General features: G+C 45.1%; 14 protein-coding genes. 7 read left to right on the top strand and 7 right to left on the bottom strand.

The annotated features are described in order from the left end of the window. Positions 1-32: 32 nt before the first annotated feature. The 4 genes from pdxH to cysS all read right to left on the bottom strand — a co-directional run bounded on the left by pdxH (position 33) and on the right by cysS (position 5,422). On the bottom strand, positions 33-692 hold the full coding sequence (gene pdxH / locus RT143_RS07220) for a pyridoxamine 5'-phosphate oxidase (protein ID WP_313092127.1): 660 nt from the start codon (positions 690-692) through the stop codon (positions 33-35). A 25-nt stretch (positions 693-717) separates the two neighbouring features. Then, positions 718-2,073: a phosphoglucosamine mutase gene (gene glmM, locus RT143_RS07215; RefSeq protein ID WP_313092125.1), complete on the bottom strand. Its 1,356-nt coding sequence runs from the start codon at positions 2,071-2,073 to the stop codon at positions 718-720. Positions 2,074-2,269: 196 nt separating this feature from the next. Beyond that, positions 2,270-3,736, bottom strand: a complete 1,467-nt coding sequence (gene guaB, locus RT143_RS07210) for an IMP dehydrogenase (RefSeq protein ID WP_313092123.1) — start codon at positions 3,734-3,736, stop codon at positions 2,270-2,272. 237 nt (positions 3,737-3,973) lie between these two features. Then, a complete protein-coding gene (gene cysS / locus RT143_RS07205) occupies positions 3,974-5,422 on the bottom strand; it encodes a cysteine--tRNA ligase (protein ID WP_313092121.1) in 1,449 nt (482 codons plus the stop codon). A gap of 107 nt (positions 5,423-5,529) precedes the next feature. Between cysS and RT143_RS07200 the strand changes: the two genes are divergently transcribed. From RT143_RS07200 to RT143_RS07185, 4 genes are read left to right on the top strand one after another with little or no spacing between them, the layout of a single operon-like run. Beyond that, positions 5,530-6,093 carry a cob(I)yrinic acid a,c-diamide adenosyltransferase gene (locus RT143_RS07200; protein ID WP_313092120.1) on the top strand — a complete coding sequence of 188 codons (564 nt, stop codon included), beginning with the start codon at positions 5,530-5,532 and terminating at the stop codon, positions 6,091-6,093. 57 nt (positions 6,094-6,150) lie between these two features. Further along, positions 6,151-6,864 carry an ABC transporter ATP-binding protein gene (locus RT143_RS07195; RefSeq protein ID WP_313092118.1) on the top strand — a complete coding sequence of 238 codons (714 nt, stop codon included), beginning with the start codon at positions 6,151-6,153 and terminating at the stop codon, positions 6,862-6,864. Next, on the top strand, positions 6,861-7,679 hold the full coding sequence (locus RT143_RS07190) for an ABC transporter permease (protein ID WP_313092116.1): 819 nt from the start codon (positions 6,861-6,863) through the stop codon (positions 7,677-7,679). Before RT143_RS07195 ends, RT143_RS07190 begins: the two co-directional genes overlap by 4 nt. A gap of 41 nt (positions 7,680-7,720) precedes the next feature. Further along, positions 7,721-8,347, top strand: a complete 627-nt coding sequence (locus RT143_RS07185) for a LysE family translocator (protein ID WP_313092114.1) — start codon at positions 7,721-7,723, stop codon at positions 8,345-8,347. Positions 8,348-8,351: 4 nt separating this feature from the next. On the opposite strand, the gene RT143_RS07180 is transcribed toward RT143_RS07185, so the two are convergent. Genes RT143_RS07180 through RT143_RS07170 form a run of 3 tightly spaced genes read right to left on the bottom strand, consistent with a single transcriptional unit; the run spans position 8,352 to position 11,788 of the window. After that, the gene (locus tag RT143_RS07180; RefSeq protein ID WP_313092113.1) at positions 8,352-9,080 is read right to left on the bottom strand and encodes a sulfite exporter TauE/SafE family protein; all 729 of its coding nucleotides are present in this window, start codon (positions 9,078-9,080) and stop codon (positions 8,352-8,354) included. A gap of 56 nt (positions 9,081-9,136) precedes the next feature. Continuing rightward, positions 9,137-10,435, bottom strand: coding sequence for an adenylosuccinate synthase (locus tag RT143_RS07175; RefSeq protein ID WP_313092111.1), 1,299 nt, complete (start codon positions 10,433-10,435; stop codon positions 9,137-9,139). Between the two features lie 57 nt (positions 10,436-10,492). Further along, positions 10,493-11,788, bottom strand: a complete 1,296-nt coding sequence (locus RT143_RS07170) for an ATP phosphoribosyltransferase regulatory subunit (RefSeq protein ID WP_313092109.1) — start codon at positions 11,786-11,788, stop codon at positions 10,493-10,495. A 304-nt stretch (positions 11,789-12,092) separates the two neighbouring features. On the opposite strand from RT143_RS07170, the gene RT143_RS07165 reads away from it, so the two are divergent. From RT143_RS07165 to corA, 3 genes are all read left to right on the top strand, one after another. Further along, positions 12,093-12,686 carry a glutathione S-transferase N-terminal domain-containing protein gene (locus RT143_RS07165; protein ID WP_313092108.1) on the top strand — a complete coding sequence of 198 codons (594 nt, stop codon included), beginning with the start codon at positions 12,093-12,095 and terminating at the stop codon, positions 12,684-12,686. A gap of 44 nt (positions 12,687-12,730) precedes the next feature. Continuing rightward, positions 12,731-13,114: a DUF2237 family protein gene (locus RT143_RS07160; protein WP_065252584.1), complete on the top strand. Its 384-nt coding sequence runs from the start codon at positions 12,731-12,733 to the stop codon at positions 13,112-13,114. A 505-nt stretch (positions 13,115-13,619) separates the two neighbouring features. Continuing rightward, positions 13,620-14,780 carry a magnesium/cobalt transporter CorA gene (corA, locus tag RT143_RS07155; RefSeq protein ID WP_257621452.1) on the top strand — a complete coding sequence of 387 codons (1,161 nt, stop codon included), beginning with the start codon at positions 13,620-13,622 and terminating at the stop codon, positions 14,778-14,780. Positions 14,781-14,804 lie beyond the last annotated feature (24 nt).

The raw sequence follows: 14,804 nt of genomic DNA, 5'->3' as shown, positions 1-14,804 counted from the left end.
ATTCTAAACCGTGTTTTTTTATGGCTTGTAGTTTAAGGTAATAAACGTTCCATCACCCATTGCTCGTCAGCTAGCGAATAGACAATGCGGTCGTGCATACGATTGGCTCTACCCTGCCAGAATTCGATTTTTTCTACCGTCAGCAGATAGCCACCCCAAAATTCTGGTAAAGGGATTGGGTTGTCCCCGTACTGCGCAGTTAATTGGGCAAATTTGTCTTCCATTACCTCGCGACTAGCCACCACACTACTTTGTGGCTCGCTGACCCAAGCGGCTAATTGGCTGTCACGGGGACGGCTATGAAAATACTGAGCAGATTGTTCACGGCTAACTTTTTGTACAGCGCCGGTAAGACGGATTTGTCTTTCTAGGCTTGGCCAAAAAAATAATGCTTCAGCATTGGGGTTGGTCGCCAAATCACAGCCTTTGGCACTGTCGTAATTGGTATAAAACACGAGGCCAATGCCCGTGTTATCCAATTGGATGATTTCACGCATCAGTAAAGTGCGCACACTTGGCTGCATATCACGTCCACAAGTCGCCAGTGAAAACGCATATGCTTCCCCTTGCTTGCTATCAATCGCTTGCTGCACCCAAGTTTGTAGTAAGCCAAACGGCTGCTCTGGCAAGTGTGATTCGATAAGCTCGCCTTGCTCATACGATAATCGTTGACTGGTAAAATCAATACTCATGTTTTATCCTTATGAAATGTCAACTTTACGCCATCACTTGGCGTACTTTTTCAGCAAGTTCATTGGCTAGCATATCGCACTCAATCTCATCATCGCTTTCGACCATCACCCGAATCAATGGCTCTGTACCTGATTGACGAATTAGTAAACGACCCCGTCCTGTCAATTTTTCTTCGGCATCTTTAAACGTATTTGCCAATTCTGGGAAGGTATAGGGATCTTGTTTTTGCGCCAATCTGACATTGACCAATTTTTGTGGTAGCTGCGTATAACCCTTCATCAGCTCTGATAATGATTGTTTGCGCTGCGCCATCACCGCAAGCACTTGCAAACCTGCCACAATCGCATCGCCCGTACTGGCTTTATCTAGGGTTAAAATATGACCCGATGACTCACCGCCCAGTACCCAGCCATTTTTCTCAAGCCCTTGCATGACATAGCGGTCGCCGACTTTGGCGCGTTCAAAGGCAATGCCCGCTTTGTCAAACGCCAATTGCAGACCCATGTTGGTCATCAAGGTACCTACCACGCCATCGACTTGTTGCTCTGCTTGGGTGGCTAAAATATATAAAATGCCGTCACCATCAACCAACTCGCCTTTTTCATTGACCATGATGATACGGTCGCCATCGCCATCTAAAGCAATACCTACTTGGGCATCATGGTCAATCACCGCTTGTTGCAAGTTTGCCGGATGGGTAGAGCCGACATTGTCGTTGATATTAATGCCATCGGGTTTATCACCAATCGCAATGACGGTTGCACCTAACTCACGTAATACGCGGGGTGCGACGCTGTATCCTGCTCCATTGGCACAGTCAACGACGATTTTTAGGGCATTTAAATTTAGATTGTAGGGGAAAGTGCCTTTACAAAACTCGATATAGCGACCTTTGGCATCCTCCACACGATAACTTTTGCCTAGCGCTTCTGGGGTATCAATGACGACATTGATATCTTTGATTTCATCGATTTTTTCATTGATGGCTTGCTGAATTTCATCTGACAGCTTTTTGCCTTCATTGGAGAAAAATTTGATACCGTTGTCATAAAATGGATTGTGGGATGCGGATATCACTACGCCCGCATCAGCGTGAAAACTTCGGGTCAAATGCGCGATGGCAGGGGTTGGAATAGTGCCTAGCATATGCACATCCACCCCTGCGGCGTTAAATCCCGCTTGCAGACAGGCTTCAATAACATAACCAGAGAGCCGCGTATCTTTACCAATGACGACATTGGGACGATGATTTTCGTTCGGGGCTGCTTGGTTGGCTAGCAGCACTTTACCCGTGGCATAGCCTAGTTTGATTAAAAACTGCGGATGTATCGGAAATTCCCCAAACTTACCACGAATACCATCAGTACCAAAATAACTCATTTAATTCTCCTTTGTCGCCCGTTATTATAAGAATATAAAATTTTAGCATAGCAAAATTTCACGCATGTTGCGACATCTGTTTGTTTTTATGGGTGAGGGTGCGACACGTTACTTTAGGCTATAAAAACTTTAGCCTATAAATTGGGCATAAAAAAACTGGGTATTTAACCCAGTTTTAGCGCAATCAACCTATCACTTAGTTTACACGGTAATTCGGTGCTTCTTTGGTGATTTGCACGTCATGTACGTGAGATTCTTTCATACCGGCCGAAGTCACACGCACAAATTGCGGTTTGCTACGCATTTCTTCAATATTGGCACAGCCTGTATAACCCATTGACGAACGTAAGCCACCGGCTAATTGGTTGATGATACCGTTCATTGGACCTTTGTAAGGGACGCGACCTTCGATACCTTCGGGTACCAATTTTTCTACCCCTTCTTTGGCGTCTTGGAAATAACGATCGGATGAGCCGTTTTGTCCTGACATCGCACCTAGCGAACCCATACCACGATAGGCTTTGTAGTAGCGACCTTGGAATAGCTCAACTTCCCCTGGCGCTTCTTCGGTACCGGCAAGTAAAGAACCCACCATGATAGAAGAGGCACCCGCTGCTAACGCTTTTGCCATATCGCCTGAAAAACGGATACCACCATCGGCTATCAGTGGAATGTCATTTTTTAGCGCATCAGCCACGTTGCTAATCGCTGAAATTTGCGGCACGCCAATACCTGCGATGATACGTGTGGTACAGATAGAGCCCGGACCGATACCCACTTTGACCGCATCGGCACCCGCATCACGCAACGCGAGTGCCGCATCAGCGGTGGCGATATTACCGCCAATCACTTGGATGTTTGGATAGTTGTTTTTCACCCAAGCCACGCGATCAATGACGCCTTTTGAATGACCATGTGCGGTATCTACAACAATCACGTCCACATCGGCAGCGATGAGCGCTTCAACGCGGGCTTCGGTGTCTGCGCCCGTACCCACTGCTGCGCCAACACGTAAGCGACCTTTGCTATCGCGGCAAGCATTTGGGTTGTTTTCAGCTTTGGTGAAATCATTGACAGTGATCAAGCCTTTTAATTGAAAATTGTCATCCACAACAATCACTTTTTCGATACGGTGTTCGTGTAGCAAACGTTTGATATTCTCTGTGGGCTCGCCTTCTTTGACTGTCACCAATTTTTCTTTTGGGGTCATGATATTGCGAACAGGCTGGCTTAGATTATTTTCAAAACGGATATCACGGTGGGTGACGATACCGACCACTTGGTTACCTTCTACCACAGGCACGCCGCTGATTTTGTTTTCTTTGGTGATGCGAAGCAATTCACCCACACTGGTATCGGGTGATACGCTGATAGGATCAACAACCGTACCAGCTTCAAATTTTTTCACACGGCGTACTTGCATGGCTTGTAAATCAATGTCCATGTTTTTGTGCAAAATACCCATACCGCCAAGTTGGGCAATGGTAATCGCCATTTGCGATTCAGTCACGGTATCCATCGCAGCAGATACGATGGGTAAATTTAGCTCAATACCGCGTGTCAAACGGGTTTTTAAATCTACCATCTTAGGCAAGACTTCAGAATAAGCAGGGAGTAGCAGCACATCATCAAAGGTAAGTGCTTCATCAACGATTCGTAACATAAAGACCTCGGAGCAGTTAAAAGTAGTTAAATAGTAATTAAAATTTTGTTGTGGTGAAAAATTTGACAGCCAAAAAACCGCAAAAGGCTGAACAGTTCCCTGCCCAGCCTTTGGATTTAGCGTGTTGTCATTGGTATGTTCAATTGACACCATCGTTTAGTTTTTGATTAACCGTCTATTCTAGCTAAAATCGGTTAAATTATCAAGAGATTTAAATGGTGACAGGTTAAAATCAGCTTAAACACGGCGCCACGTCGTGCCATTTTTACCGTCTTCTAGCTCAACACCTTGAGCCTTCAAATCATTACGAATTTGGTCAGCTTTGGCAAAGTCTTTATCCGCTTTGGCTTGCTTGCGCGCTTCGATGAATGCTTCAATCTCGCTATCACTTAACCCGGTCGTTTCGCCCACTTTCGCTTGTAAAAAATCGGTTGGATTAAGCTGTAAGATATTGAGCGGTTGTGCCAAATCTTTTAGCAATGTTGCCAGTGCCAGCGCTTGGGCATTGCCTTCAGCGGTTTCGAGATTAACCGCTTTGTTGATTTCACGCGCCAGACTAAATAATACACTCACCGCCCCGGCACTGTTAAAATCATCGCACATCGCTTGATTAAAGGGGGTTTCAAACGGAGCTTTATCAATCTCGCCCGCTGGTTGGGTTAGGCTTTCTACAGATTTTAAGGCTTGATACAGACGCGTGAGGCTGGTTTGGGCTTCTTTAAGCGCGCTATCCGAGAAATTCACTGGACTGCGATAATGACTCGACAGAATAAAAAAACGAATGGTCTCTGGGTGAAATTGCCCCATCACATCGCGAATGGTAAAGAAATTACCCAGTGATTTTGACATCTTCTCGCCGTCAACATTGATAAAGCCCACGTGCATCCAGTTGTTGGCATAGGTTTTACCGGTTGCGCCTTCAGATTGGGCAATTTCGTTCTCGTGGTGCGGAAACTGCAAATCATGCCCGCCGCCGTGGATATCAAAGGTGTCGCCCAAGCAGCAAGTACTCATTGCCGAGCATTCGATATGCCAACCTGGGCGACCCACACCCCAAGGCGACTGCCATTTGGTCTCAGACGGCTCTGTTTGTTTGGCAGCTTTCCACAAGACAAAGTCAAACGGATTTTTTTTGTCTGTCTCAACATTTACCCGCTCGCTAGCACCTGCTTGCATATCGGCTAGGCGACGCTTTGAGAGTTTGCCATACTCAGCAAAATTTTCGACCGCATAATAGACGTCGCCCGTTGCGCCTTGATAGGCTAACTTTTTGCTTTCCAGCGTTTGGATTAGATGCTGCATCTGTGGGATAAAATCCGTGGCTTTTGGCTCACTGTTAGGACGCTCACAGCCCAGATTATCCGCATCTTCGTGCATGGCTTTGATAAAGCGGTCTGTCAACTGATAGATACTTTCGCCATTGTCCCTAGCACGGTTAATAATTTTGTCATCAATATCAGTAATATTACGCACATAATTGACATCATAGCCAATATGACGCAGCCAGCGCACGACCACGTCAAAGCCGACCATGACCCGTGCATGACCAATGTGGCAATAATCATACACCGTCATCCCACAGACATACATGCCAACCTTGCCTGCTTCTAAGGGCGTGAATGGGCGTTTTTGTCCACTCATCGAGTCATATATGGTAATCGGCATGGGCTGTGTCAGCTGGGTCATGGGATAGTCACCTGTGCAAGTTGGGTAAAAAAGACAATCGGTTATCATACCGAAATTTTGTTAAAAGTGCTATGATTTGGCATATTTCACACTTTAAGGTCTCTACAATGGGCAATCGATTATCAAAGATTTACACCCGAACGGGCGATGACGGCACCACTGGCATGGCAGATGGCTCACGGGTGTCTAAGGCAGACTTACGCTTTGACGCCATGGGCAAAATTGACTTATTAAACTCACAAATCGGTTTATTGCGGGGCTATCTTAGTCAAGCTAGTCATGGTCAATTTGATGACAACTTAAGCCGCTTGCAGCACCAGCTTTTCAATTTAGGGGGCGAACTTGCCATGCCCGAATACCGCGGGATTTTGGCAGAGTATGTGATAGAACTTGAAAATCAAATTGATGAGTGGAACACCCATTTACCACCCCTCAAAGATTTTATCTTGCCTGCAGGCAGCATGGTGACCAGCCAAGTGCATATCGCTCGCTGCTATTGCCGAGACGCTGAGCGCCTACTCGTGGCATTAAACTTGCGGGATGATAATGTCTCACCAATCAGTCTACAGTTTATCAATCGTCTATCCGATTGGCTGTTTGTATTGGCGCGCGTCGTTGCTCGATTGGATGCCGGTCAAGAAGCGCTTTGGGATAAAAACACCCTGTCATAACTCTATCACGATACTTTAAAAACGCTGTCCATTAAAAAAACTATACGTTAAAAAGCCATGCTGCAATTTGACCAACTGTCCTACCAAATCGACAATCGAACACTCATTAATCATGTTTCAGATGAAATCCATGACCATGATTTTATTGTCATCACGGGACAATCGGGCAGTGGCAAATCGTTACTGCTAAAGCTATTATCAAGCCTATTACCTATGTCAGCAGGTCACATCACCTTAAACGGCAAAAATTTGACCGAATTGACGCCGGCTATCTGGCGCTCACAGGTGGCCTATATTGCGCAACTAAGTGAGATGATTGAGGGCAGCGTCTTAGATAACTTGAGCCTGCCCTTTAGCTTTGCACTTTATAAAGACAAAAAAATTGATGTATCTTGGCACGAGCAGCAGCTAGTTAACCTTGGCAAATCACCCCAGTTTTTACAGCAAGATAGCCGCAGCTTATCGGGTGGCGAAAAACAGCTTGTCAATTTATTACGCACGCTACAGTTGCACCCGACCATTTTATTACTTGATGAGCCTACCGCCTCCCTTGATACCACTACCACCCACCAAGTCGAAACATTGATTAACCACTGGTATCAGTCCACCCCCAATGCTACCGTCGTGTGGATCAGCCATGAGCCGACCCAAATTCAGCGCTTACTGACGATTGGCACCAGCCATTGGACGATGGCTAATGGTCAATTGAGCAATCACAAGTTAACAATTGATAGCAAAGTAGCATCCATAGTACAAGGCAATCAGCCATGATGATGTTAGCCAGCACCATGCCCGCTATCTCCTACCTACAAGTGGCGCTGGCAAGCCTGGCATTATTACTGGTGATGGCAATCAGTGTTTGGTTAAAATTGGGTATCGTCAAATCCCTGCTCATTGCAAGTTTTCGCACGGTGGTTCAACTAAGCCTCATTGGACTGGTCCTTGCGTGGATTTTTGCCAGAGAGCAATGGTATGAAGTGTTAGCGATTTTGACTTTTATGTCGATTGTCGCCACTATCGCTGCCAAAAATCGGGTTAATAAACCCTATCAAGGTTTATTTTGGGATACGGCGCTGGCGGTGTTTGTCAGTAGTTGGGTGGTGGCTATATTTGGTGGTTGGTGGATATTGTCAGACAACGCGGCTAGCTGGTTTCGCCCCCAAGTGATGATACCGTTATTGGGGCTGATTTTAGGTAATTCATTGACTGCTATCTCACTCTCTATGAACCAACTTGTCAGCAGTTTTCATCGCGAACAAAATATGATTAATACCTATTTGGCATTGTCCGCCACGCCTTGGGAAACTGCAAAACCCTATGTCATTGCTGCCATTCAAAATGGCATCACACCGACGATTAACAGCATGATGGTGGTGGGGGTAGTGAGCTTGCCGGGTATGATGACAGGACAAATTTTGGCAGGCGCAGACCCGCACCAAGCCGTGCTTTATCAAATTATAACCCTGTTTTTAATTGCCACCAGCAGTACCTTAGGGTGTACAATAGCGACTTTGCTGATGTTTCGACGGTTTTTTAACCCGCAGTGGCAGTTTGTCATTCCACCCTCTGCCAACACTTCTCATTAACCGTTGCATCGCTATCTTTCACTTATTTACTATAAATTCTAATGACCCTGCAAAATTTCTTATTTTTTTTAATCAGTACTTGCCTTATCTCAGCAGCGCCTGGCTCTAATATGCTATTAGCGTTCCAATTTGGTGTCAATTATGGCATCAAAAAAACCCTATGGACGTTAGCAGGGCTGAGCATGGGTTTATTTATATTACTGACAGCGTCACTGTTAGGGCTAGGGCTTATCAGTACCAACGCGCCTTTTTTGCTGACCATTATCAAAGTCGTTGGCGCGCTGTATTTAGCCTATCTTGGGATAAAATCTTGGCGCCAAGCTGACAGCGAATTGCACAGTGACCAGTTACAGGTCATACCGACCCCCGCGCAACTGTTTAAAACAGGGGTTTGGGTGTCTTTATCCAACCCCAAGGCGATTTTGTTTTTTGCCGCATTTTTCCCCAAATTTATCAATTTTTCCGCGCCTTTACTGCCGCAATACCTCATACTCACGGTGGGGTTTTTTATGATTGAGATAACGTGGCAGCTGGTTTATACCATGAGCGGCAAAAAACTGTCGGATTGGCTGCAATTGGGCAATCGCTTGATGTGGCTCAATCGATTATGTGGCTTGATATTTATTATCATTGCCATCGCGCTCATCACTGAGATTTTTTGGCATTAGCGGTTCAAAAAAAATAGCGGCGGGCGATATCGACAATCAACTTGAGTGCTATGAGGGTGAGTAGATACGGCAGGATTTTTTCTAGCCAGTCTAAACGGATTTTATGGCGCAGTCGGGTGCCAAGCCATGAGCCCACGGTTGCCATGACCACCATCATCACTAGCAACTGCCAATAATCGGCAAACACAAATCCCATCGCCACATAAACTAGCAACTTAGCGGTATGCACCACTGTCATCATCAAGGCGCCCGTGGTGACAACGACATTGTTATCATCGTAGTACTTATTGAGCATGGCGATATTGAGCGGACCCGGTGTGCCAACAAACACGCCCAAGCCCGTTTGTGCAAATCCGACCAAAAAGAAACTTTCAAAACGGCGGATCACTCGGTTAAAAGTGCTTGACCAAGTTATTAGTAAGATATAAATGCCGATAAATAACGGAATAAGCTCTAAATGGATAAAGCGTACTAACATGCCAAATACCAACAGTCCCGTCAATGAGCCCGCCAAAAATTGCCAAAAATAGGTAAAGTCTAAAGTATCCCGACCAAACCAAGCGCGCGTGGCATTACTAACGAGCTGGGTCACGCCATGCACTGGCACAATCGCTGCAGCAGGCACAAAAAATGGCATCAGTCCAATGAGTATCATGCCGCCGCCCACGCCTGTAATGGCGGTTAAAGCAGAGGTTAATAAATTGGCTAAGGCGAGTAAGCTATCATTCAGCATTTTTTGCCCTAAAATAAAAAACCCGATGTCATATCGGGTTTTTTGATAAGTGAGGGTTAGGCATCGTACGGGTCGCGTAGCACGATGGTTTCGGCACGGTCAGGACCTGTTGAAATAATGTCAACGGGACATTCGATGAGCTGCTCAATGCGTTTGATATAAGCTTTGGCATTTTCAGGTAGCTTGTCATACTCTGTCACACCCACAGTGCTAGTTTTCCAACCTGGCAAAGTTTCGTAGATGGGTTTGACATTCTCGTAAAACTCCGCATCGCTAGAGCCGCAAACTTCCCCACTTGGTAATTCATAACCCGTGCAGATATTAAGGTGTTCAAGGTCATCTAACACATCAAGCTTGGTCAAGCAGATACCAGATAGTGAGTTTAGTACCACAGCACGGCGTAGAATCGCTGCATCAAACCAACCACAACGACGGGCGCGGCCCGTGGTAGCACCAAATTCTTGACCCACAGTACCGATGTGCTCACCGATATCATCAAATAGCTCTGTTGGGAAAGGACCAGCACCCACGCGCGTGGTGTAAGCTTTGGTGATACCCAATACATAGTCAAAGTACAAGGGTCCAAGACCCGTGCCCGTTGCCACGCCGCCAGCGGTGGTGTTTGAGCTGGTAACGAAGGGATAAGTGCCGTGGTCAACGTCAAGCAACGTACCTTGCGCGCCCTCAAACATTAAGTTTTTGCCTTCTTTGCATAGCTTGTCAAGCTCGCCTGTCACATCAGCCACCAAGTCTTTTAGCGCATCACGCCACTCTTCTGCCAACTTTAAGGTCGCATCAAAATCAACTGCGTTCACCCCATAATATTGGGTCAAGGCAAAGTTATGGTATTCAAGGTTAGTTTTTAGTTTATCGGCAAAGTCAGCCCGCAACAAGTCAGCAAAACGCAACGCACGGCGCGCTACTTTATCTTCGTAGGCAGGGCCGATACCACGACCGGTCGTGCCAATTTTGTTGTTGCCGCGTTTGATTTCACGGGCTTGGTCAAGCGCTACATGCTGAGGCATGATCAGTGGGCAGTTGGGTGAAATACGGAGGCGCTCACGCACAGGCACGCCTGCTTCAACCAGTGATTGCATTTCTTTTAATAGCGCGTCTGGGGCTAGCACCACGCCATTACCGATATAGCAAGTAACCCCTTCACGTAGAATACCCGATGGAATCAAATGTAATACGGTTTTTTTACCGCCAACGACTAAAGTGTGACCGGCATTATGACCGCCTTGATAGCGCGCCACAGCACTGGCTTTTTCAGTCAATAAGTCAACGATTTTGCCTTTACCCTCATCGCCCCACTGGCTACCAAGGACAACGACGTTTTTTCCCGTATGTTTCATGATAAGTCACCTTTTATCAAAGTAATTGCTAAAAACAAGTTTACAACAGCTTAAAAATTAATTTTCTGCCAAATGCTCTAAGTACCAAACCCCATTCGCTACTTGTAAGCGGTGGGTGGTTTGCTCAGGTTCATCGGTTTCATCCAGCGCAATCATCACCCGATGCCCTTCTTGGCGTAGTGAGTCAATCGCTTGTTTGAGCGCTGGCGCATCAGGATGATTGGGTACATGTAAAATAGTTTGTACATGGCTATAAGGCACCACGGTAAAAGGCTGCTCATGTACTTGGATATGATTTTGCCAACGGTTTAGTTCGCAGCTAAAGCCAACGCCCGAACGCACGGCATCGGTATTATCAACTTCATGATGAAAATGATTGCTAAAACGACCACCACGAATCAGCGGCAATGACTCATCTGCCACGTACACATTAAAGACAACGCCTGTATGATAGTGATATCCCAATCCTGTGACATCGACACTGACGTTGGCATCCCAGTGGTCTTCAAGATAGCGCACCAAATAAGTCAAATCAGACAAGGCTTTAGCAATGATAGCATCGTGTTTAGCTTGAGTTGAGAGCCGTTCGCGCAGTTTTTGCAAGTCATTACCTGCCTCGCCTAGCACATAAAAATCGTTGGCAAGCTCGCCAAACTGGCTCATTTTGCTGGTCAAAAGTTTCAGCTCAGGTAACGCTTTATTAGCATAGAGCTCAATTAGTTTTTCTTGCAGATGCGTAGGTACACTGGCAAGCTGGCAAAGCTGCTGAAAAATCGCCACATGACCAATATCAATATGCGAGCGTGCAATCACATCCGTGCTATCTAACAAGGTAAATAGCACATCTAATAGTTCCACTTCACTGGCTAGTGAGTCGGTACCAAAAATCTCAGCGCCCAACTGTAGCGGGGTGCGCGAACCAAATAAGCCCTTTGGCATGGTATAGATTACATGCCCTGCATAACAATAGCGGGAAATTGATTTTGATGGGTTACTAGTGTCTTGATTATTGTGTAGACGCGCATCAATCCGCGCAATTTGTGGGGTGATATCTGCGCGCACCCCCATGAGCCGACCCGTTAGCTGATCAATGATTTTAAAAGTTTGTAATTTAACATCTTCAGACGCATAGCCGAGTAAGCTTTCAGTATATTCAATCATAGGCGGGCTAATAAATTCATAGCCATGGCTGATTAAAATACGGGTCAATTGATAACGCAGGGTTTCTTGCTTTACCGCTTCGGTTGATAGTAAATCGACAACCCCATCGGGTAATAGCCAAGTATTTTTTGTATTAAGATAAAAAGCAGACTGATTTGCCACATTTGTGGAATTTGATGCTAAATTTGACACAATAAATCCTAAGGATGATTAAATGATATATCACTAGACATGACAACAAGCGGCCATATGAAAACATAGACCATGAATTACCATGTAAAATCATAGAATAATCGATGAGAAGGGCACTTACAAAAATAAAATAAGCAAAGAATAAAATAAGGGCACTTTTCCTTTTCATTGTATCATAGCTTCACTGGGCTTAGGCATTTTTTTATTGCCCAATTTTTTATGCTAAACTGCGATACAATTTTATTGAAACTTATTTATTAAAACTAACACTCACGCAATCATTATAGGGAAATCCAATTCACCCATGAAACTCTTTGTCTCAACCACCTCCCCTTTCGCCCGTCTCGTGATGGTCGCCTGTTTACGCCAGCAAATTGATGCCGAGCTTATATTTGTCATGCCTTGGGAAAACCCACAAGAATTATTAGCGGTCAACCCTTTTAGCCAAGTACCTGCCCTGCTCACCGATAATCAATTACTCATCACTGAAAGCAGTGTGATTTTGGCGCACCTTATGCCGCAAATTTTCGCTGATGAAAAATCTGCTGCTTTAATAAGCCTGAGCTTAGGCATTATCAATCAAACTGTTCGCGCCTTTGCCACCGAGCGCTTTCATCCATCAAGTGCTACCCCCCATCCATTTATTGAGCGCTCCACCAGTCTATTGTCTAATTTACTCCCCAATGCACCACAGCTCGACGCACAAAGCGATGCGTTAAGCCAAATCTTTTTTGGTATCGCTTTAGGGTATTTAAAATTACGTTTGGCTGAGGTGTTTGACAAGGCAGTAAGTGAGGCAAACAAAGATGCACTTGAGCAATTTTATCCGCGAGATTTTATGCAAAAAACTCAGAGCCCTGCTTTAGAAAAACTACCAACATCTATCTCTCAACTTTAGCCAATCTTTCATCTAACACAATTAAAACGAAAAAAGAGCTCTTTATGTCCTATCATCCAAAAGCTGAATTAAACCAAACCAATGTACTGGGTACCGCACTAGCGAGTTGCTGTTTTGACCCGTTAACAGGTTATTATCGAAATGGTTTTTGTCATACCGGCGCTGGTGACGTCGGCTTACACACGGTTTGCGCCAAAATGACCCGAGAATTTTTAGAATTTTCTGTTGCCAAGGGCAATGATTTGGTGACACCTTTACCCGAATTTGGTTTTCCAGGACTGCAGCCCAATGATTTTTGGTGCGTGTGTGCTCTGCGCTGGGTGGAAGCATTGGATGCAGGGGTTGCGCCGCCGCTAAAGCTTGCCGCATGTCATGAGAGTCTCTTAGAGTTAGTGGATATAGAGACACTGCAGCAGTACGCTATTTAAGGCGATAGTGAAAAAATGACAGTTGCTAAGTCCATGGTTAACTAGATTCAACTAGGCTTTAGCGGTCTGTCACGTATAATTATCTTGAGATTGTCATTTTTCACTGTTATCATTATCAATCTAATTTTAGCGGTACGATTGCATTGTCAATGCATGACTTCTTTTTTATTCGTTTAAAAATCACTGAGAATTACAAAATAGCAAGAACAAACAGGCAAAGTGGCTTACTTTGATGTTTACTTGCTGTTTTGTGGTTGCTACCTTTTAGTACTTTGATAACGACTGGACACATTTATTCGATCTGATACAACTCTTTCAAATCGTGATAGCGAGGTTTTTGGTTATGACGCCACCCCACCAAAACAAAAATTTATCTGAACGCAGCGACGATTTATTAGAGCACCCCACTCAGACGACCCAGCGCGTAACGCCGCCTTTAGCCTCAACGCTTAATCCGCCACATGATATGTCTGCAGATGCTTTTACCCTTGCCAACGCTGATATCATGTATGATGAAATCGCTGATGAAGAACTCGATTTGCATGGTGATGATAGTTATATCTATGGCGAAGATTATGACGATGATAGCACTGTCGAAGTCTATGCACCTACCGATGTACCACCCCCCGAGTACAACCCTGAAGCTGAAATCACCGAAGATCGCTTTAAAGGGAAAAATGAGATTGCCAACTGCTTCGCCTACTCTCGTAAATCTGGGGAAAAAATCGGCGAGATTGAGCTTGATGATGTGCGCCGCGAATTATCCAACAACAATGTATTTGTTTGGGTAGGACTACACGACCCAAGTATTGAAACCATTCGAGAAGTCCAAGAGGCATTTGACTTGCACGAACTTGCCATTGAAGATGCTTTCGCTGAGCATCAACGCGCCAAAGTTGAAAGCTATGGTAATGATAGCGTGTTCGTGGTGGTACGAACCGCCAAATTGACCGAAAACACCATTCGTTATGGCACTACGGCTATCTTTATGGGTAAGCAATATATCATCACTATTCGTCAAGGTGCCTCTCATAGCTACGAAAGTGTGCGAGATTTTTGTCATCGCCGACCAGAAAAATTACGCCTTGGACCCATCTTTGTACTGCATGCCATTCTAGACTTTATCGTCGATAACTACTTACCTATCACTGAAAAATTAGGGCGTTATTTGCGTGAGCAAGAACGGGAAATTTTCTCTGAAAACTTTAACAAGCATACGCTGCGCAATTTGTATGAATTAAAATCACAGCTCGTACATATGCGTGCTGTCATCTTACCCGTACAAGATATCTGTAATTTTTTTATCAATCATAAAAAGACTGATTTGATTCCAAGTTTTCCTAGCCAAGCCAAACCGTATTTTCGCGACGTCAATGACCATCTACTGCGGGCGCTCGATGCGGTCAATGGACTGAACGAAATGCTCAGTGTTGCCATGGATACTTACATGGCCGTGGTCAATATGGGTCAGAATGAGGTGGTACGAAAACTTGCCGCTTGGGCAGGTATCCTCGCGGTTCCGACCGCCGTCGCAGGGATTTATGGAATGAACTTTGATAATATGCCTGAGCTAAAAATGCATTATGCCTACTATATTTTGTTGGCATTTATTTTGACCATTTGTTTTACGCTTTACTATCGATTTAAAAAGGCAGGTTGGTTGTAAATTTGATCTTTAATTATAAAAGCT

Source organism: Moraxella sp. CTOTU48268, from assembly GCF_032069585.1.
Lineage (GTDB): Bacteria > Pseudomonadota > Gammaproteobacteria > Pseudomonadales > Moraxellaceae > Faucicola > Faucicola cinerea.
This window is presented reverse-complemented; position numbering and strand designations above follow the sequence as displayed.